We start from the raw sequence: 19,334 nt of genomic DNA, 5'->3' as shown, positions 1-19,334 counted from the left end.
TCATGACATCGGCCGCACGCGTGGAAGCCGCCTACGACCGCGTCGACGGCGCCGGCCGGCCCGAGATCTGGATCCACCTCAGGCCGCGCGACCAGGTGCTCGCCGAGGCGGCCGGGATCGACCCGGCGCTGCCGCTGGCCGGCCTGGTGGCCGCCGTCAAGGACAACATCGACGTCGCCGGTCTGCCCACGACCGCGGGCGCGCCGTCGTACGCGTACGTCCCGCGGGCCGACGCGCCCGCGGTCGCACGGCTGCGCGCGGCGGGCGCGGTGGTGCTCGGCAAGACCAACCTGGACCAGTTCGCCACGGGCCTGGTCGGCACCCGCAGCCCGTACGGCGCGGTACGCAACGCCTGGGACGCGGACCGCATCTCGGGCGGCTCGTCCTCCGGCTCCGCCGTCGCGGTCGCGCTGGGCATCGCCGACCTCGCGCTCGGCACCGACACGGCCGGCTCGGGGCGGGTGCCGGCCGCCCTCAACGGCATCGTGGGCGTCAAGCCCACCAAGGGACTGGTGCCGACGACCGGCGTGGTCCCCGCCTGTTACACCCTCGACTGTGTGACCGTGTTCGCCCGCGATCTGCGACTGGCCCGCACGGCAGCGGAGTTGATCGAGGGCCCGGACCCGGCCGACCCGCTCTCCCGCACCGGCACCCCGCTCCCGCCGCCTCCGGCGCGCCCCCGGATCGCCGTCCCGTCCCCGGAGCATCTCCAGGACATGGCCGACGGCTGGCACGAGGCCTTCGACGCCGCGGTCGCCCGGCTGGCGAGCACCGGCGCGGAGATCGTCGAAGCCGACGTCATCCCGCTGCTGAAGGCCGCGGAACTGCTGTACGGCGGCGCGTTCGTCGCCGAGCGGTACGCTGCCGTGGGCGCGCACCTGGAGAAGCACCGCGACCTGATCGGCAAGGACCTCGACCCGACCGTCGCCTCCATCGTGCTGGCCGGCCGGGACAAGACCGCCGCCGAATGGGCCGCCGACACCGCACGCCTCGCCACCCTCGGCGCCGCCGGGCGCGCGGTTCTCGACGGCTGCACGGCGCTGCTGACCCCGACCACCACCTGGCACCCCACCCTCGATCAGGTGGCGGCCGACCCGGTCGGCGCCAACGCCCGGCTGGGCCGCTTCACCAACTTCGCCAACCTGCTGGACTGTGCCTCACTCGCGGTGCCCGCGGGATTCGTGGACGGCCTGCCGTTCGGCGTGATGTTCACCGGGCCGGCCTTCTCGGACCGCAGGCTGGCCGCCCTGGCCGAGCGGTTCGCCAACCCGGGGCTCGACCTGTTCGTGGTCGGTGCCCACCTCACCGGGCAGCCGCTCAACGCCCAGGTGGTGCAGGCGGGCGGCACACTGGTGGGCCCGGCGCGTACAGCCGCCGGCTACCGGCTGTACGCCCTGGCCACCGCGCCGCCCAAGCCGGGCCTGATCCGGGTCGCCAGGAACGGTGCCAGCGGTGCGGAGTCGGGCATCGAGGGTGAGGTCTGGCGGCTTCCAGCGGCGGGATGGGGGACGTTCACCGCCGCCGTTCCCCCGCCCATGACCATCGGCACCGTGGAACTGGCCGACGGACGGCACGTCAGCGGCTTCCTCGTCGAGCCCCACGCCGTCGAGGGCGCGCCCGAGATCACCCGGTTCGGCGGCTGGCGGGCCTACACGGCCTCCGTATGACCGAAGCCGGCGGCGCGGGCGCCCTGGTACCGGGGTGGCAGGATGGGTCCATGACGACGACGCGTCCCCGTCAAGGCAGGCCCCGGCACACGCGGCCCTCCGATCCCGGCATTCCCGCGCGGGAACAGATCCTCGACGCCGCCGGGGCGCTCTTCGTCGAACGCGGGATCGCCGGCACCAGCACCCGGGTGATCGCCGAGCGCGTGGGCATCAGACAGGCCTCGCTGTACTACCACTTCGCCACCAAGGAGGACATCCTCGCCGAGTTGCTGGCCACGTCCGTACGGCCGAGTCTGCGGCTGGTGGAGCGGATCCTGGCGCTGGTACCCGAGCGGGCCGACCCGGCCGCCGCGCTCTATGCGGTGGCCGCCATGGACGTACACACCCTGTGCCGCACCCCGTACAACATCGGCACGCTCTACCTGCTCCCGGAGGTGCGTGCGGAACGGTTCGACGCCTTCCGCGCCGACCGGGGCCGGCTCCAGGCGAGCTACGGCGCCCTCGGCGCCCTGGCGGCAACCGAGGGCGTCCTGCGGAGCCTGTCCGCCGAACGGATCGGCGAACTGCTGATCCAGCTGGTGGAGGTCGTCATCCAGATACGGCACTCCCGTGAACCGGACCCGGCCGACACGGACGCCATCGCGTCGTCGTGTCTGCGGCTGTGCGGACTCGACGAGCGGGCGGTGGCCACGGCGAGGGATGAGGCGGGGGTCCTGCTGAGCGGCCTGGACTCCATGTGTTGACCTCCTCCCCCGCCTGAAGGCGGGGGATTCCAGCGGTCGCCCGCTGGGTTTCCTGCTTCACCGACGACCGCCCCGTCCGGGAGGACTCCCGTTGAGGTCTCACACCGTCTCCACAGGCGGACACCGCCAGCCCGGCGGCCAGGATGTTGCGTGCCTGCGGCTGTGCCTGTTCCGATGGGGTGGTCATACGCTCTCCGGCTCCCTCACTTCACGTTCCCTCGCCATGACGACGAATCAGAGCGGCGAAATGTGAGGTCGGCGGCTCGCCTCACATTCGGCCGGGCTGCGTTGTCGGACTGGTGAACAGGAGCACACCATCCAAGGACAGGACGCTGAGCATGAACGACTTCCAGGAGATCGCCGACCGAGTCGAGATCGAGGCACTGCGCGGCGAGTTCACCGACGCGGCCATGATGCGCGACCGTGCCCGTCTCGCCGAGCTGTTCACCCCCGACGGCGTTCTGCGCATGCCCAACGTCCCCATCGAGCTCATCGGCCGGAAGGAGATCAGGACCGGAGGCGAACGCCTGCAGAGCCAGTGGGACTTCTTCGTGCAGAACAGCCACCCGGGCACGATCCGGATCGACGGCGACACCGCCACCGGTCGCACCTACATGCAGGAGATCGCGCGTCTGCTCGACGGCCGCTCGGGCCTGAACTTCGCCATCTACCACGACACCTACCGGCGTACGCCCCAGGGCTGGAAGTTCGCCGAGCGGGTCTACGAGGTCAGGTACGTCGACACCACTGCGCTCGGGGGTTCGGCGCCCGGGCCCGACACTCGGGCGCACGGCGACGGCGAGGCCCAGGACGCCGACCGGGCACCGGCCGCCGGTGCGGCGGACACGTCGGCCGCGGGGGCGGCCGGCGACTTCGGCGCACCGGCGTCCGCCGAACGCCTGGACCGGACGATCGAGGCGCTGCGCGCGAACGGCTTCACCGCCGAACTGCTCGACGACGGCGCGGCGGCCCGCGCCCGCATCAAGGATCTGATACCGGAGGGTGCGGCCGTGTTCACCGGGGCCAGTGAGACGCTTCGGCTCTCCGGCATCGCGCAGGACATCGAGGCGGGCGACCGCTACGAGGCCATCCTGCCGCGCGTGTTGACAATGGACCGCGCCACCGGGTCCGACCAGATCCGCCGGCTGGTGGCCACCCCCGACGTCTTCGTCGCCAGCGTCGCGGCCGTCACCGAGACCGGCTCGCTCGTCATCGCCTCGGGCAGCGGCAGCCAGTTGCCCGCCTCCGCCGGGGGCGCCGCACGGGCGATCTGGGTCGTCGGGGCGCAGAAGGTGGTGCCCGACCTGAGCACCGCACTGCGCCGGGTCGAGGAGCACGCCCTTCCGCTGGAGAGCGCGCGCGCCCAGGCGGTCTACGGGCAGCCGAGCGCGGTCAACCGCCTGCTCGTCCTCAACGCCGAGCCACGGCCCGGGCGCGGCACCGTCCTGCTGTTGCGCGAGGCCATCGGCTTCTGACGTCCCGCGGGGCGAGGACGTCACAATGCCGCGGGGTGATCTCCGCACGGTGAGGATCCCCCTCGGGCGCCGGATGCACCTGGCCCATGAAGTCACCCTCAATGATCGCGTGAGAGACCTCCGCGGCGCGCAGCAGCGCCGAGACCTCCCACCCCACCGTCGTCTTGCCAACGCCGGCTCGCCCTCCGATGATCAGTACTTCCGCGTGATCCATGACGGCAGCGTGCCAGCGGGCGACCCCCTCGGGCGATCCAATTTGGATGACTTCGCTCTGCTCCCAGCCGACTCTCGACCCTACCGCCGGGTAACATATCGTCGGAATATCGAAAACCACGTACGCGCCGATAACACCACGCCGCCTCGATTGGGGACATGACCAATCTCGGATCACAAATTCCGCTCTTCTTACGCTGAGCCGAGCCGGCGTGACATACATCTCCTGGCACGTATGCGGTTTTCGATATGCGGACGAAATGTGCCGGGCTCGTGCCTCAGGCATGCGTTCAGGCAGCGGGGCGGCCGGAGCGCGGGAGGAAATTCGTCACCACTCGGCGTGCGGGGTTGTCGCCGGTAGTTCCACGGTGATGCGGATGCCGCCCGCAGAGCGCGGGGTGATGGTGAGTGTTCCGTCGTGTGCGTGGGTGATGGTTTTGACGATGGCCAGGCCGAGGCCGACGCCCGCATGATCGGTGTGAATGCGCTCCGTGCCGCGCCGGAATGGTTCGGTGAGTGTGGAGACCAGCTCCGGGGTGAGTGTCTCGCCGGTGTTTTCGACAGTGAGGGCCACCGTTCCGGGGCGGACACTGGTCCTGACCCACACGGTGCCCTGTTCAGGCAGGTTGTGGACGATCGCGTTGTGCACGAGGTTCGTGGTCAGTTGCAGCAGGAGCGCTTGCGATCCGACCGTGGGGGTGACGTCGCCGCTGGTCTCGATGGTGACGCCGTGCTTTTCCGCGAGCGGGAGGAGTGTTTCGGTGGCTTCTTCCGCTATGAGGGAGAGGTCGACGTGCTCTCGGGTGAAGGACCGCTGGTCGGCGCGGCTGAGCAGGAGCAGTGCCTCGGTGAGGTCGATCGCTCGGGTGTTGACGGCGTGCAGGCGGTCGATGAGTTCGCCGGTGGCGCGGCTCGGATCGGTGCGGGCCACATCGAGAAGTGTCTTCGAGATCGCCAGCGGCGTGCGCAACTCGTGAGAGGCGTTGGCCGCGAATCTCTGCTGTTCGGCGACGTGCGCTTCGAGCCGGGCGAGCATCGTGTCGAAGGCGTCGGCGAGTTCGCGGAACTCGTCCTTGCGGCCCGGTAGCCGGATTCGGTGGGCGAGCCTTCCGTTCGCGGCCATGCGTGTGGCGTTGGTGACGCGGGTCAGGGGGGCGAGCATGCGGCCCGCCAGGATCCAGCCTCCCAGCAGACCGAAAACCAGCAGGAACGCCAGTACCGCGGCTGCCCTCGGAGCGAAAACCTCCAGGAGGACGGACCGGACGGGAAAGACTCCATTGAGTTTGTCATCGGGGTTGAAGAGCATCGCACGCTCGGGGACATAGCGCAGGAGGAACACCCACACCGCCGCGAGCAGCAGGACGCCGGCCAGCATGAGGAACCCGGCGTAGCTGAGGGTGAGTTTGAGGCGGACGCTCAGACCCGGCGCTCTATCCACGGTCTGCTCCCTCGTCTCCGGCCTCCGGCTGCGTGTCGATGCGGTAGCCGGCGCCTGGCACGGTGGCGATGATCCAGGGTTCGCCGAGACGCTTGCGCAGTGCCGACACAGTGATGCGCACGGCGTTGGTGAACGGGTCGGCGTTCTCGTCCCACGCGCGTTCCAGGAGTTCCTCGGCGCTGACGACACCGCCCTCGGCGGCGACGAGGACTTCGAGTACGGCGAACTGCTTCCGGGTGAGCGCGACATAGGTGCCGTCCCGGTAGACCTCTCGGCGGAACGGGTCCAGTCGCAGCCCTGCGATCTCCCGCACAGGCGGCCTGTTGTAGGCACGTCTGCGGTCGAGTGCTCTGAGCCTGAGCGCGAGCTCCTGGAGTTCGAAAGGTTTGGTGAGGTAGTCGTCGGCGCCGAGGCCGAAACCGGAGGCCTTGTCGTCGAGACGGTCGGCCGCGGTGAGCATCAGGATGGGCATGCCGCTTCCGGAGGCGACGATGCGTTCGGCGATCTCATCCCCCGAAGGCCCGGGAATGTCGCGGTCGAGGACGGCGATGTCGTAGGTGTTGACGCTCAGCAGTTCCAGAGCGGTGTCGCCGTCACCTGCGATGTCGGCCGCGATCGCTTCCAGGCGCAGGCCGTCGCGTATGGCTTCCGCCATATAGGGTTCGTCCTCGACAATCAACACACGCATGCATTTGATGCTACAAGCCGGCACATATCGTCGGCGTATCGAAAAATTCATACGCTCCGGCAACATCACGCTGCTTTCACTGGCGGCATGCACCGTCCCGCACCACCCGCACGAACAGCGACCCACCGGATTCGCCGGCTCCGTGACGTCGGTCTGACGGCGGTCGTGGCAGTGATCACCGCGACGACCTCTCCTCATGTGTCGGGGGACGGGGTCGACCTCGGGCAGTCCGATGCGACGACGTGGCTGTCCGAGCACGGCGCCGCGTACGGGTGGTGGGCTTCGCGAGGCCGGTCCATGTACGCCGACCCCACCCAGGACCCGAGGATGCAGCAGTGACCGACAGTGAGCGAGAAGTGACGATCGTGCGGTCGGACACGGCGGAGACCGGGCGGGACGGCGCCGGCCGCCGGGATACCGGCGCCGGTGCAGGCCGCGGGCTCGCGGGCATTCGCCGGGACGCCCGCACCGGGAGCTGGCGTGCGGGCGTCCGCGGGGCGATACGCGCCGTCTGCCGGCCGGGTCCCTGGAAGCGCGGCCGGGTGCTCGCCGCATCGGCCCTGCTGCTGGGTCTGCTCATGCTGCTGCACGCGCGGATCACGGACCGCGGGGGCCTCGGCAGCCTGGTGGAGACCTTCCTGCCGTGGTTCGGTCTGTTCATCCCCGTACTGCTGGCCGGGGCGCTGTGGCGTCGGGCCGCCTCCGCGGTGGTCGCGCTGCTGCTGCCGGTCGTGGTGTGGCTGAATCTCTTCGGCGGGTTGCTCGGCGACAAGTCCCACCCGGGCGGCGACCTCACCGTGGCCGAGCACAACGTCGGCGCCGGGAACCCCGACCCGCTCGGCACCGCTCGCGACCTGGCCGGCACCGGTTCGGACGTGCTGGCCCTGGTGGAGCTGACCGAGCAGGCCCGGGGCACGTACGAGAAGGAGCTGGCGAAGGCGTACCCGTACCACACGGTGCTGGGCACGGTCGGGCTGTGGAGCAAGCTGCCGCTGTCGGACACCCGGCCGGTCGACATCAAGCAGGACGTGGGGCCGCTGGGGGACACCAAGCCTGCCGACGTCAAGTTGTCCTACAACCGGGCGCTGCGCACCACGGTGGCCACGCACCAGGGTCCACTGGCCGTGTACGTCGCCCACCTGGGGTCCGTACGCCTGATGCCCCGGGGTGGCTTTTGGACGGACTCGCGGGACAGGAACGCGCAGGCGCTCGGCGCGGCGGTCGCCGCCGAGCGGAACAAGCGGGTGGTGCTGCTCGGCGACCTGAACGGCACCATGGACGACCACGCGTTCGCCGACATCAGCTCGCGGATGCGCTCGGCCCAGGACGAGGCCGGGAAGGGCTTCGGCTTCACCTGGCCGGCGAAGTTGCCGGTGGCTCGGATCGACCAGATCCTGGTCCGCGGCGTGCAGCCGGAGAGCTCCTGGGTGCTGCCGGCCACCGGCAGCGACCACCTGCCGGTGGCGGCCAGAATCAGCTGGTGAACACCGCGCAAGGTACTGTGCTGGGCAGGCGGGTCAGGCGGCTGGGCATCCGAACCAGTTCACCGTGCGGTCACCGGAGATGTAGCCCAGGCATCGGACGGTTGTGTTGTGCAGGGTCTCGGTCCCGTCGATCCCTCCGTCCAGAGTGTCCCCCTTGTAGTGCCTCTGTACGAGGGTGCCGATCTCGACGGTGTACCAGCCGTGCTCGCTGAACGGGATGCTGCAGCGGTAGCCGGTCAGGCTGCGGCTGGGCCCGTCGCTCCACATGTCCTGCTCGGCGCGGTCGCAGTGCGCGCCGCCGAAGGCCCCTGCGGTGCCGGCGCCGGTGCCGAGCAGGGCCGCCGTCCCTATGGTCACCGCCGCGGTACCGCCGAGCAGACGCTTCAGAGTGAGGCTCATCGCTTGGTCCTCCTGCCGGGTGTGGTGACGGCACGGAGTTGCCATGTCACCTTGGTGCGATGGTCACACTGATCCGGTGTGTCCGGCCTGTCGGCCGGTGGCGCAATCCCCCGACCCGGTGGCGTCGGTGATGCCGATGCAGCAGCAGCGGTCGCGCCCCGGGCCGGTCCGGCGGCGGGCCTGGGCAGTGCTCCTTCTTGCGGGCATCGCCCACGCCTCCGGGGGAACCCCGGACAGAGCAGGGGGACGGCCGAGGTGCTTTCTTCGCGAGGCGGGAGGCAGGCCATGGCGGGCTCGGGCGGTCCGCAGGAATGGGTTGTCAGGGCCCTCAACGCCCTGGGTACGGGTGCTTACCTGTCGGACGAGCAGGGGTCGATCATTGCGGTCAACACGCGCGGCGCACAGCTCCTGGCCCGATCCGCCTCCGATCTGATCGGCCGGGACGCCCACGACCTGCTGCATCGCAACAGTTGCGGGGAGCCCGTGCCGAGGACCCAGTGCCGGATCCGGCAGAGCATCCTCGGCCGACGCGCGGAGCAGGGAGGCGACGAGTGGTTCGAGCGCGGCGACGGCACGCTGCTGCCGGTGGCGTGGCTGGCCACTCCCTGCGAGATCGGTGCCCATCGGTCGGCCACGCTCGTCCTCTTCCACTCCGCAGGACGCTCCGGGCGACCCGCCCAGCGGCCACCGGCCGGCGGACGACTCTCGGAGCTGGAACGGCTGGCGCTGCTCGCCGAGACGACCACCCTGCTCACCTCCACCCTGGACATCCACGAGGCGCTGCGCCGCCTGATCGACCTCGCTGTGCCCCGCCTCGCCGACTGGGCCGTCATCGACCTGATCCGCGAGCGGGACGAGGTATGGCGCTTCGCCGTCGCCCACGCCGAGGGCGGCGCCGTGGTGTTCCGGGAGGACCTCCAGGGGCCCATGCCGCCCGTGCCGCAGGAGTCCCCGATGCCCCTGTCCCGCGCTCTGCGCGGCGTGGCGCCCTCCTTCGCCGGGCCCGAGACCTACCAGGGACCGCCCGACTCCGGTATCGCGGTCGAGCAGCGCCGCCTTTTCGAGGCGACCGGCATGCACTCGGCCGTCGTGGTCCCCATCCGCAGCCTGCACGACGTGCTCGGCGCCCTCACCCTCGGCCGCGCCGACCAGCCGGACCGGTTCACCGCGACCGACACCGCCCTGCTGGAGGACATCGCACGCCGCGCCGGCCTCGCCCTGGAGAACGCCCGCCTCTACCAGCGCCAGCGCAAGGTCGCCGAGACCATGCAGCGTCATCTGCTGCCGAGGCTCCCGGGTACGCCCGGCCGCAGCATGACCGCCCGCTACCTGCCCGCACCCGACGCCTCTCAGGTCGGCGGCGACTGGTACGACGCCTTCACCCTCACGGACGGCGCCACCGCCCTCGCCGTCGGCGACGTCGTCGGCCATGACCTGGACGCGGCGGCCGGGATGGCCCAACTGCGCAACATGCTGCGCGCGTACGCCCTGTCCCAGCAGCAACCGCCGAGCAAGATCGTGGAATGGCTCGACCAGGCGATCCTGGACATCGCGGAGGTCTCCATGGCCACGCTGGTCTTCGCCCGCATGACGGACAGCGCGACCGGCCGGTGCGAGCTGTCCTGGACCAACGCGGGCCATCCGCCTCCGCTGCTGGTCACCTACGAGGGCGAGGCCCGCTATCTGACCGACGGCCACGGGGTCCTGCTGGGCGTCGCGCCCGAGCAGGTCCGCCCCGACGCGACGGCGGAGCTGCCGCCCGGAGCGACCCTGCTCCTCTACACCGACGGCCTGATCGAGTCACCCGGTCACGCCTTGGACGAGGGCCTGGACCGCCTGCGCCGGCATGCGATGTCCTTGGCCCACCGCCCCCTGGAGTCCTTCGCGGACGAGTTGCTGGCACGAGCACGCCCACCCGACAACGACGACGACGTGGCCATACTGGCCGTGCGACACGTGCCCGGCTCGTGTTCCTGAGGCTCCAGGTGTGTTGTCCCGGGACGAGGGCGGCAGCCGCCCCAGCCGCTCCTCGGCCGCGGCGATCGCCGCCGCGTCCGCCCCCGGGCCTGCTCAGGGAGACAACGGTCTGCCCACCACCCTCGTTCGCGTGCGGAACCCACTCCTCCTTCCCACGTCCCGGAAACGCTCGTCGTCAGTGCAGCAGCGGCGGGTTGGCGTTGTGGACCAGTTCCAGGGCCTGCTGCTGGAACCACTGGCCGGCCGCCGGGTCCTGGTAGCCGCGCTCGGGGTCGTCGGGGCCCGCCGTGCCGCGGGTGCACTGTCCGTCCGACTCACCGGGGATCTTCACCCACAGCTCGGCGTCGGCCAGCGGGTCCCCCGTGCTGAGGGTGGGCCTGGCGCCGGTGCCGCGGCCGGGCGGGTTGCACCAGTCCTGCGGGTCGGAGTAGACGCCGGCCGGCGGGGTCCACGGGCCCTGCCCGTTGCGGCTGGTGTCGGTGACGAAGTGCTTCATGGCCGACGGCGCCGCGTGCACATGTGCGTCGAGCCACGCCTGGGCGTCGTTCACCGCCCACCACTGGTTGGGGCAGTCGGCCGCCGGGCCGCCGGCCGAGACGTAGCTCAGGCAGGACGAGATCAGCTTGCCATACCAGGCCAGTTCGCTGTCGGAGCGGTAGTTGGAGATGTTCAGGAAGAAGCCGGTGGCGTCGTCGATGCCGCCGGCGACGAGGCGGGGCACGATGTCGTTGACGCTGTGCCAGCCGCTGTGCCCGGCGTCCAGGTAGACCTTGGTCCCGGCCAGCGGTTCCAGGGCGTCCACCGCGTAGTGGATCTCCGTGTAGCGCTCACTGGTCCTGCTGCCCTGCGCGTCGTCCTGGCCGCAGTCCGAGGGCAGCAGCGCGAGCGAGTCCGGCTCCAGGATCACGGTGGCGGGCAGGCTGCCGATTCCCGCGCGCACGGCGTCGATCCACGCCTCGTACTGCGGGGTGTCGGCGGCGCCGCCGGCCGAGTACTGGGCGCAGTCCCGGCCCGGGATGTTGTAGAGCGCGAGCACCGGCAGCGCGTGGTGCCGGGCCGCGTCCACGACCGTCTTGTGCACCGACGCCCGCACCTCGTCGGGTGTGCCGTCGCCGTACCACACGGCCTGTGGGGTCAGCGTCATCGCCAGCACGCCGGCCGCGTCCTTGAACTGCCTGTGCCGTACCAGGTCCAGGATCTGCTGGTTGGCGTCCGGGTTCGCGGGCGGGGTGTACAGGGCGACGGGCGGCGCCGAGTGCGCCCGCGCCGCGGCCTGCGCGGGAGTGGCCGCGAACGCGGTGGCGGCCAGCGCGGCTGCGGCTGCGGCGGCGGCGGCGACGGAGCGCGGACGGGGGACTCCGCCGGCTCGGCCGGTTCTGCCGGGTGTTCCGGTGCTTGCGGCACGGTCGCGTGCGGTCATGCGGATGACTCCTCGGATGTGTGGGGTGGCCGTGCGCGTTCAGGACAGCTCTGGGAGCGCTCCCATGAACGTACCAAGGAATTAACCCCTTGTACGGGAGCGGCGTCAATCCCCCGGACGAGCTTCGAGAAGTGAAGATGCCAGGCATGACGGAAGCTCAGGAAGACGGCAGCGGCGCGCCGTCGCCGCGGGTTGGTACACGAAACTGCTGACGGAGACCGGCTTCGGCCTTCCCTTCGAACGTCCCATCGCGCGCCCTCGTGAATTCCTCACCGCCGTACGGCAGTTGAAGCGGACCCCTGCTGGTGGCCGCGATGGGGCCGCAGGCGCTGCGGGTCAACGGTGAGCCGAGGACGGGATCCTGCCGTATCCGGCAGGACCGCGCGCCCACGCGGAACACATCGTTGGCACCCTGACCGCCGCGGCTGAGGCCGCCGCCCGTCCGGCGCCCAGGATCGTGGCCCCGGTGCCCGGCGTGGTCACGGACGACGCGGATGCGGTACGGGTGAAGGCCACCGACAGCCTCGCCTTCTACGAACGGATCCCGTCCTACGCGCGGGTCATCGAGCTCTCCGGCGGCCGGCGGGCCGCCGACGTGGCCGTGATCGGCAACGAGAAAGTGTCGAAGCCGAGATGCGGCGTTACCGCGACGCCGGCGCCACCGAGGTCGTGTTCTCGGGCACCGAGACCGCGGGCGAGGCGGACCGCCGGCGCACCTGGGCACTCCTCGGCGAGCTGGCCGGCTGAATGAGTCCATCGGGCCTGTCGGCCCGGCACGGACCAGGCCGGCAACGGCGCGGGCGAGGCCACCGACGGTGACACGGCACCCAGGAGATTGATACCCGTCGGGTATCACAGGCGGCGGAAGAGGTCTTGGACGGGGGCCCGTCCGCGGGCGCAGGCTGTTCAGCGAAGTCACCGGCCTACGGAGATAGGAGCCATGACCATGAAGATCTTCCTCACCGGTGGATCCGGATACATCGGCAAGACCACGATCAGCGCGCTCGTCCGCCACGGACACACCGTCGAGGCACTGGCCCGCAACGACCGCGCCGCCGAGACCGTGAGCTCCCTCGGGGCGACGCCGGTGCGCGGTGGGCTGGGAGACCTCGGTGTACTGAACGCCGCGGCGGCCCGAGCGGAGGCGGTCGTCCACCTGGCGCAGGCCGAGACCGGTGACGAGGACCTCGCGGCCGCCACCGCCATGCAGGACGGCATCGGCACCGGCACCTACGTGCACACCGGCGGCACCTGGGTCTACGGCGACACCGACGGGGTCGTGGACGAGACCGCCCCCTGGAACCCGCCGTCCCTGGTCGCCTGGCGCAAGCCCGTCGAGGAGGCCGTCCTGCGGCGTGCGCAGCAGGGTGGCCGCCCCGTCGTGGTGCGGCCCGGCCTGCTCTACGGCGGAGAGAACCGACTGATCGACATCTGCTACACCACCCCGGGCAAGGAAGCCGGCGCCATCCCCTGCATCGGCGACGGTGCGAACCGCTGGGCGCTGGTCCACGTCGACGACATCGCGGAGCTGTACGTCGCCGCTCTCAAGGCCAAGCCCGGTGCGGTGTACGTCGGCGTGGGCGGCGTCAACCCCACCGCAAAGGAGTGCTCGCTGGCCGTCGCCCGCTCCGTCGGACTCGACGGCAAGGTCGCCTCCCTCACGCTGGAGCAGGCCCGCGAGCAGATGGGCCCGATCGCGGACGCCTTCGCCCTGGACCAGCAGCTCACTCCCGCACGCGCCGAAGACGAGCTGGGGTGGACCCCCGCGCACACCGACCCGCTGGCCGTCCTCGCCGGCGGCCGGTGAACCGGCCCGGGTCAGAGCGCGGCACCGTCTGTGACGGCTCGCCGCGCCCCGGGCGGTAGATTCGTGACCGACTGCCCCGGTCGTCCCATGGGGCGATCAAGGAGTCGTTCCGGACGGCCGACCGCCCAGGGGGTCGTCGCCTCGGAGAAAGTGAGCGGTGAGGCCGGGTGGATCTCGATCTGCGCAAGCTCCGGTATTTCGTGGCCGTGGCCGAGGAGCTCCACTTCGGGCGCGCGGCCGAGCGACTGCACATCGCCCAGCCGGTGTTGTCCCGGCAGATCCGAAGCCTGGAGGACGACCTGCGCGCCGAGCTCTTCGACCGTGACCGGCGCGGCACGCTGCTCACGCCCGCCGGAGAGCAGTTGCTGGAGGACGCCGTCCCGCTGCTCGCCCAGGCCCAGGCACTGGTCCGGCGGGTGAAGGCGGCGGCGCAGGGCACCCCTGCGCTGACCATCGGCTTCATGCCCGGCATCACGGTCACGCCTGCCACGGCCGTCTTCACCACCCGCCACCCCGACGTCAACGTACGTCTGCTTCGCACCAGTTGGGACGACCAGGTGGAGGTGCTGCTGGACGGCCGGGCGGACGTCGGCGTGGTACGGCTGCCCATCGACCGGCACGGCCTCGAGGTGCGGCCGCTCTTCCAGGAGCCCCGGGTCGTGATGCTGCCGGCCGGCCACCGCCTGGCGGGCAGGGCGTCGGTGACCGTCGGCGACCTCGCCTCCGAACACCTGCTCCAGGACCCTGACGCCGTACCCGAGTGGCGTGACGTCGCGCTGGAGTTGCGCGGGAAGCGCCGCCCCGAGGTGCCGCCGATCCGCCAGGTGGAGGAGAAGCTGGAACTGGTGGCCTCCGGAGCCGGCATCTGCGTGATACCTCTCTCCACCGCCCGCTTCTACACGCGCCCGGACGTGATCGCCCTGCCCGTGGAGGACATCGGTCCCAACAAGGTGGCCCTGGCGTGGGCGGCGTCCCGCCGCTCCCCCCTCATCCACGACTTCGCCGAGGCCGCGGCCCAGACCCTGGGCCAGTCCGCGGAACACCTCCCAGGGCGCTGAAGCGCGCACGAGACGCCCGCCCTGGTGCGGGCTCGCCGTCCGGCCACCCGGCCGGCAACCGCCACTCGGGCGGACCGGGCCTGCCGCCGGTCCTGCGGACGCCGCCGGCCCGCGCGCCGCCGCACCAGCACGACCATCCGTGTGGCGAGGAGACCGGCGGGTAGTTCCCCGCAGGCCCGGACAGGGCGGCGGTCATGGCGAGGCACACCGGCCCGTACCGGGCTCCCGTGTGCCGCCACAGCGGGGCCGCCCACGGGGTGAGCACGCGCAGCGGGGCGTGGGGCGACGGCGTCCGGGGTCCGTGAACGAGCCGCACGGGCAGCTCAGGCCGCTGTCAGCGGAACGAACACCGCGGCGGACGACGCCGAAGCAGTCGCCGACCATGCCGAGCGTGGGCCGGGCCGGCGCTCGGTCAGCGTGTCGGCGCCGGATGGCCGGAAGCCGATGGTGCCGACCGGGCCGCGGGCTGCGTGTGACCGGCATGCGATCACGTGCCCGGCGACCTCGCGGCCGCCCGCGGCCTGCTGTGACCCGGCTGCCCGGCGGACGCCTGCGGCCGAGGGTGGTCCGAGTCCCGTCCCGCTGCCGCAAGCATCCGTGAGCCACAGATCTAGCCGCAGGTCAGCGTCGGCATCGCCCAGTCGCCGTGGTCGTTGCCGTTGCCGTCTCCGGCGTCGCCGACCTTCAGGTCGACGACCTGCGCGCCGCTGACGTCCACGTCGATCGGCACCGCGCCTGCCTGCCCCGGATCGTCGGCGTGGTGATCAGGGTCTTGCCGTCGGCGATCACGGAGAACGTCACGGTCCCCGCGCCGCCGGTCTCGTCGTCGACGCCGACGTCCGCCGTCAACCGCGAGCACTTTCCGGCGAGGTAGAGCTCGACGTCGCTGACCGAGTTGGTGCCCAGGCCCTTGGCATAGCCGGCGCCGGCGATACTGATCGGACGGCCGTCACCGGCCGCCTGCTCGCCGACGCTGCTGTCGCGCTCCACCGGGCCCCACCCGTTGGTCGACGACAGGAACGGCAGGTCGCTCACCGGATTCTGCCCGGTCGGGGGGGCCGGCGGGATTCCGCTGACGATGCGCTCGTCACTCCCGGCGGCCTGCCGTCCCTTCTGCCGGAAGTGCACCGTGGCCGTGAGGGCCGAGGCGGAGGGCAGCTTCCCGTCCGGTGGCCGCACCTTCCAGGTGAAGGCGGCCGACTCGCCGGGGAGCAGGCGGTCCACCGACTCGGGGCTCGTGGCACTCGCGCTCCAGCCCCCGGGCAGGGAGAGCGAGGCCGTCAGCCGGGACGCGGACGGTCCGTCCTCGGGCAACCGCACCGTCGCCTCGGCCGTGAAGGTCTGTCCCGACTCCGCGGTGTTGGGCGTGTCCAGGGTGACGTCCGCTCCGGGCCGCTTCGGCATCTCGTACGTCCGGTGGTCGTAGCGGGGACTGTTGTTCTGGGCGACCCGGAGGGGGGAGGCGTAGGTGCCGTAGTCGGTGAGCGTCACCTTGCCGAGCCCACCGGTGCTGCCGTCCAGGTTCCACACGGCGATGGCCATGCTGTTCCGGCCGTTCGGATCCAGAATGCCGTTGGGCACGGGGAACGTGTGCTGCGGGCCGAGGTAGTTGACGTAGTTGCCGACCTGCCAGCCGTTCACGAAGATCGTGGCGCGGTACTTGCGCGACGGGTCGTCGGTGAACGTCAAGCCGAGCGAGGTGTCCTGGCCGTGCGGCAGGTCCAGGTCGACGTCGGTGCGGTACCACGAGACGCCGGCGCGGGTGTCGGTCGTCGGCAGGGACACGGGATGCCAGCCGCCGTCCGGGTAGCCCGACAGGGACCAGCCGGCCCGCTCGCCGTACAGGCCGCCCGTCGAGAGCGGGCCGCGCACCGGGTCCTGCGGGTCCTCGCCGCCCCGCACGCCCTGCAGCCGCCAGGTGACCGGGGTCAGCGATGCCCCGATGAGGGAGGCGTTCGTCAGGCCGCGTGCGGTCTTGTTGCCGTTGGTCGAGTTGTAGTCCTCCTCGTGCCCCATGTTCACGGTCAGTACGGAGATGACGTTGTCGCCCTTCGGCTTCACCGAACCGGCCGGGAAGGTGAGGTCGGCGCTGCCGGTCGTGGAGCTGCCCAGGAAGGTGCCGTTGAGCCAGGCGGAGAACGCCTGCGCCTTGCCGCCGGAGTCCGAGACGAGGTGGATGCCGGTCTCCTTGCCGGTGGCGCGGAAGCGGCCGCGGTACCAGGTGTTGCCGGTGTGGAACCCGTAGTCGTCCGCGTAGAGCACCGGCAGGGAGTTGACGCCGGAGACGCTGTCGGTGGTCGCCTTGTCGGCCACCTGCCAGCTGGAGTCGTCGAAACCGGGGGTCGCTTCGGGGGACTCCTCGGCGTGCTTCCAGTTCGTCAGCTCGGGCAGCTGGACGGGGCCCGCGACCGGGATCGTGCCCGTGAGGCTGCCGGTGTCGGTGGCCCGGGTGTTCACCGCCCTGCCGTTCCAGGTGACGTGGTCGGCGGAGGTGAACACCTCGATGTTCTTGTCGTCGGCGTTGTCGCCGGTGAGCGCCACGGTGTGACCGCCGTCCAGGCTGGTGGCCGTCCGCAGCAGGTGGGTGCCGCGCACGAGCACCGGGCCGGTCGCCGTGTCCTGGCGCCAGAAGGTCTCCGCGGTCGCCTTGTCGCCGACGAGCAGCAGCATCGGGCGCTTTCCGCCACCGCTGATGCCGATCCGGACCAGGCCCTTGTGCGTGTAGTTCAGCCGCAGGTCACCGGTGGCCGCGTCCCAGGTGGTCGCGACGCTGCCGCCGTTGGTGACCACGGTGGGCTCGGAGGCGTAGCGCAGGACGGTCTCGCCGTCGCTTCCCGGGTCGCCGTAGAGCACCGCGACGTCCCGGTTGCCGATGGTCGCGTGGGTCATGATCTCCGAGGTCGAGTACTGCAACTGCGCGTCCCCGAGCCGGTAGTTCGCCACGATCACGTGCGAGTCGCGCCCGTCGAGTGTGATCGCCGTGTCCGGCTGCTGCGGCACGACCGGGTAGGTCGGTGTCGCGGTGGCGTCCGTCGGCACGTCGATGGCGTCGATGGACACGTAGTTGTCCGACGAGGCCGAGCTGTGGCTGCCGGCGACGACGATCCTCAGCGTGTGCTCTCCGGGCGTCAGGCCGGTCTTCCGGAAGATCACCGCCTGGTTCTCACCGCCGGAGTCGTCGACCGTGGCCGCCTTGGTGCCGTCGAGGTAGACGTCGGCGTAGCCGTGGTTGCCGGTCTTCGAGCCGATCCAGCGGATCGCGGTGCCGTCGAAGGGGACGGTGACCGAGTCACCGGCCTTGTTGGAGAACGACTCGGTGTGCTTGTAGTCGCCGCCGGTGTAGCTCGTGTCGGCCACGTGCGACCACGAACCGGTGTACTGCAGCGCGGAGTCGGGGTCGTCCCAGGTGTAGGTGGTGTCCGCGGACGGCTGGGCGTCGAAGTCCAGCGAGATGTGGGTCTTGTCGACCGCCGTGGACGTGGAGTTCCCGTGCCGCAGGACGTGGAACTGCGTTTTGGTGTCGGGGTTCGTCCGGGCGGTGTCGACGACGGCCGGGTCGTCCGGTGGCGCGGCCTTGATCACGTCGGTCTTGGTGAGCGGGGCGACCGACTGCGTGAGGTACCCGATCAGTTTGTCCTCGTAGTACTTCGGGTCCAGCTGTCGGTTCTCGCGGATCGCGGCGCCGTAGTCGTAGGAGGTGTAGTTCTCCGGCATGCCCAGCCAGCCCCAGTTGGTGCCGCCGTAGGTCATGTAGAAGCTCTGCGCGGTGGCGCCGACGGCTATGTTCTGCTTGTAGAACACGTTGGCGAACTGGTCGTTGATCAGCTGGGCGCACTTGTCGTAGCCCGGCCCGCCCCACGGGTCGAAGGCGCCGCCCTGGAACTCCGGCGAGTACAGCGGTTTGCCCGCCGGGTGGTCGTAGGAGATGTCGGGAACGCCGTTCCACTTGGAGGGGGTGGAGCAGTTGAAGCCCTGCGGGTAGGAGTCCGGGCCGTCGACGTCCAGGGCTCCTGTACCGGAGTTGAAGGTGCCGTTGTTGTTGCCGGTCAGCGGTACGGTGATGCCGTCGGCGCGGGCCTTGTCCTCCAGATGCTTCATGTAGGAGCGGCCGGCGGCCGAGCCATTGTAGTACTCGTTCTCGACCTGGTAGGCGATGACCGATCCGGTGCCGTTGGTCAGCTGGTGGCGGGCGATGATCCGGTCGATCCGGGTCAGCCACTCGTCGGCGTACTTCAGGAACTGCGGGTCGTCGCTGCGGTTGTGCCCGGCCCTGGTGGTCATCCAGCCGGGCAGGCCGCCGCTGTCGACCTCCGCGTTGATGTACGGTGCCGGGCGCGCGATCACGTAGAGCCCGGCCTCCTCGGCCATGTCGAGCAGCTTGTCGACGTCACGTACGCCGCTGAAGTCGTACACACCCTGCTTCGGCGAGTGGTATCCCCAGTCGAAGTACAGGGACGTGGCGTTGAACCCCGCGGCCTTCATCTTCTGGAAGATGTCGCGCCACAGGTCGGGACTGGGGAGCCGGAAGTAGTGGAACTCCCCCGACCACAGGTAGGTGCGCTCGCCGTCGACGAGGAACGAATAGCCGTCGAAAGTCACCGTGTGCGCCCGGGAGTCGGCGGCGGGCGCGGCGGCGGCCGCCTGTCCTCGGACGTCTTCCGCCGCGGCGGGCGCGATCAGGCCCGTGGACAGCGCGATGGTCGCGGCCGTCGCGAGTATCCCCCTCCACCACCGACGGCGGCCGGGTCTCGCACCTCTTCGACCGACCCGTTCTCTGCGCACTGTGGCCTCCATACCGTCAGACCAACCAACTTCAAACAGACTCAGGCAAAGTCGAACAGTAAGGGGGTGGGAGGCACCGCACAATGGGGCGGGCCGAACGCGGGTCCGGCCAGGACCCCGATGCGATCGATCACGAGCAACTCCCCGCAGCAGCAAGGGCGTTGACCGGACGTCCTGGAGGCT

Annotated in this window: 11 protein-coding genes and 4 pseudogenes; 8 read left to right on the top strand and 7 right to left on the bottom strand. The window is 70.9% G+C overall.

Features of this window, described 5'->3' with window-relative positions; translation table 11 throughout:
- The first annotated feature begins 2 nt into the window (after positions 1-2).
- Both R2S09_RS15515 and R2S09_RS15510 read left to right on the top strand, forming a co-directional pair.
- On the top strand, positions 3-1,667 hold the full coding sequence (locus R2S09_RS15515) for an allophanate hydrolase (RefSeq protein ID WP_316741615.1): 1,665 nt from the start codon (positions 3-5) through the stop codon (positions 1,665-1,667).
- 50 nt (positions 1,668-1,717) lie between these two features.
- A complete protein-coding gene (locus R2S09_RS15510) occupies positions 1,718-2,410 on the top strand; it encodes a TetR/AcrR family transcriptional regulator (RefSeq protein ID WP_316741557.1) in 693 nt (230 codons plus the stop codon).
- A gap of 16 nt (positions 2,411-2,426) precedes the next feature.
- Here R2S09_RS15510 and R2S09_RS15505 read toward each other — a convergent pair.
- Positions 2,427-2,564: pseudogene (locus R2S09_RS15505) on the bottom strand (RNA-guided endonuclease TnpB family protein); the annotation flags it as partial.
- Positions 2,565-2,748: 184 nt separating this feature from the next.
- Here R2S09_RS15505 and R2S09_RS15500 point away from each other — a divergent pair.
- A complete protein-coding gene (locus tag R2S09_RS15500; RefSeq protein ID WP_316741555.1) occupies positions 2,749-3,885 on the top strand; it encodes an LUD domain-containing protein in 1,137 nt (378 codons plus the stop codon).
- Between the two features lie 34 nt (positions 3,886-3,919).
- Here R2S09_RS15500 and R2S09_RS15495 read toward each other — a convergent pair.
- From R2S09_RS15495 to R2S09_RS15485, 3 genes and pseudogenes are all read right to left on the bottom strand, one after another.
- Positions 3,920-4,099 (bottom strand): annotated as a pseudogene (locus tag R2S09_RS15495) (hypothetical protein); the annotation flags it as partial.
- 327 nt (positions 4,100-4,426) lie between these two features.
- Positions 4,427-5,536 carry a HAMP domain-containing sensor histidine kinase gene (locus tag R2S09_RS15490; RefSeq protein ID WP_316741554.1) on the bottom strand — a complete coding sequence of 370 codons (1,110 nt, stop codon included), beginning with the start codon at positions 5,534-5,536 and terminating at the stop codon, positions 4,427-4,429.
- Positions 5,529-6,224 carry a response regulator transcription factor gene (locus R2S09_RS15485; protein ID WP_316741552.1) on the bottom strand — a complete coding sequence of 232 codons (696 nt, stop codon included), beginning with the start codon at positions 6,222-6,224 and terminating at the stop codon, positions 5,529-5,531. Before R2S09_RS15485 ends, R2S09_RS15490 begins: the two co-directional genes overlap by 8 nt.
- 500 nt (positions 6,225-6,724) lie before the next feature.
- Here R2S09_RS15485 and R2S09_RS15475 point away from each other — a divergent pair, with 500 nt between their 5' ends.
- Complete coding sequence (locus R2S09_RS15475; protein ID WP_399143954.1) at positions 6,725-7,708, top strand: endonuclease/exonuclease/phosphatase family protein; 984 nt, start codon at positions 6,725-6,727, stop codon at positions 7,706-7,708.
- Between the two features lie 33 nt (positions 7,709-7,741).
- Here R2S09_RS15475 and R2S09_RS15470 read toward each other — a convergent pair whose 3' ends face one another.
- Positions 7,742-8,107, bottom strand: coding sequence for a hypothetical protein (locus tag R2S09_RS15470; protein WP_306185085.1), 366 nt, complete (start codon positions 8,105-8,107; stop codon positions 7,742-7,744).
- A 285-nt stretch (positions 8,108-8,392) separates the two neighbouring features.
- On the opposite strand from R2S09_RS15470, the gene R2S09_RS15465 reads away from it, so the two are divergent.
- Complete coding sequence (locus tag R2S09_RS15465; protein WP_306185087.1) at positions 8,393-10,084, top strand: SpoIIE family protein phosphatase; 1,692 nt, start codon at positions 8,393-8,395, stop codon at positions 10,082-10,084.
- Between the two features lie 175 nt (positions 10,085-10,259).
- Here the strand turns inward: R2S09_RS15465 and R2S09_RS15460 are convergent, their stop codons facing one another.
- Complete coding sequence (locus R2S09_RS15460) at positions 10,260-11,504, bottom strand: glycoside hydrolase family 6 protein (protein ID WP_316741548.1); 1,245 nt, start codon at positions 11,502-11,504, stop codon at positions 10,260-10,262.
- 199 nt (positions 11,505-11,703) lie between these two features.
- Between R2S09_RS15460 and R2S09_RS15455 the strand changes: the two are divergent.
- The 3 genes and pseudogenes from R2S09_RS15455 to R2S09_RS15445 all read left to right on the top strand — a co-directional run.
- Positions 11,704-12,251: pseudogene (locus R2S09_RS15455) on the top strand (LLM class flavin-dependent oxidoreductase); the annotation flags it as partial.
- 199 nt (positions 12,252-12,450) lie between these two features.
- Positions 12,451-13,311 carry an NAD-dependent epimerase/dehydratase family protein gene (locus R2S09_RS15450; protein ID WP_316741613.1) on the top strand — a complete coding sequence of 287 codons (861 nt, stop codon included), beginning with the start codon at positions 12,451-12,453 and terminating at the stop codon, positions 13,309-13,311.
- A 167-nt stretch (positions 13,312-13,478) separates the two neighbouring features.
- Positions 13,479-14,369, top strand: a complete 891-nt coding sequence (locus R2S09_RS15445; protein WP_316741547.1) for a LysR substrate-binding domain-containing protein — start codon at positions 13,479-13,481, stop codon at positions 14,367-14,369.
- A 610-nt stretch (positions 14,370-14,979) separates the two neighbouring features.
- Here the strand turns inward: R2S09_RS15445 and R2S09_RS15440 are convergent.
- A pseudogene (locus R2S09_RS15440) lies at positions 14,980-19,163 on the bottom strand (beta-galactosidase).
- Between the last annotated feature and the right edge of the window lie 171 nt (positions 19,164-19,334).

The organism is Streptomyces sp. MK7 (genome assembly GCF_032658145.1).
In the GTDB taxonomy this organism is placed as follows: domain Bacteria; phylum Actinomycetota; class Actinomycetes; order Streptomycetales; family Streptomycetaceae; genus Streptomyces; species Streptomyces spiralis.
The sequence above is the reverse complement of the archived record's forward strand: the minus strand, read 5'-3'. Positions and strand labels throughout refer to the sequence as shown.

Bases quoted from the DNA above. Each gene is read 5' to 3' on its own strand.
- R2S09_RS15515 (WP_316741615.1), top strand. From the start codon at position 3: ATGACATCGGCCGCACGCGTGGAAGCCGCCTACGACCGCGTCGACGGC.
- R2S09_RS15510 (WP_316741557.1), top strand. From the start codon at position 1,718: ATGACGACGACGCGTCCCCGTCAAGGCAGGCCCCGGCACACGCGGCCC.
- R2S09_RS15500 (WP_316741555.1), top strand. From the start codon at position 2,749: ATGAACGACTTCCAGGAGATCGCCGACCGAGTCGAGATCGAGGCACTG.
- R2S09_RS15485 (WP_316741552.1), bottom strand. From the start codon at position 6,224: ATGCGTGTGTTGATTGTCGAGGACGAACCCTATATGGCGGAAGCCATA.
- R2S09_RS15470 (WP_306185085.1), bottom strand. From the start codon at position 8,107: ATGAGCCTCACTCTGAAGCGTCTGCTCGGCGGTACCGCGGCGGTGACC.
- R2S09_RS15465 (WP_306185087.1), top strand. From the start codon at position 8,393: ATGGCGGGCTCGGGCGGTCCGCAGGAATGGGTTGTCAGGGCCCTCAAC.
- R2S09_RS15460 (WP_316741548.1), bottom strand. From the start codon at position 11,504: ATGACCGCACGCGACCGTGCCGCAAGCACCGGAACACCCGGCAGAACC.
- R2S09_RS15450 (WP_316741613.1), top strand. From the start codon at position 12,451: ATGAAGATCTTCCTCACCGGTGGATCCGGATACATCGGCAAGACCACG.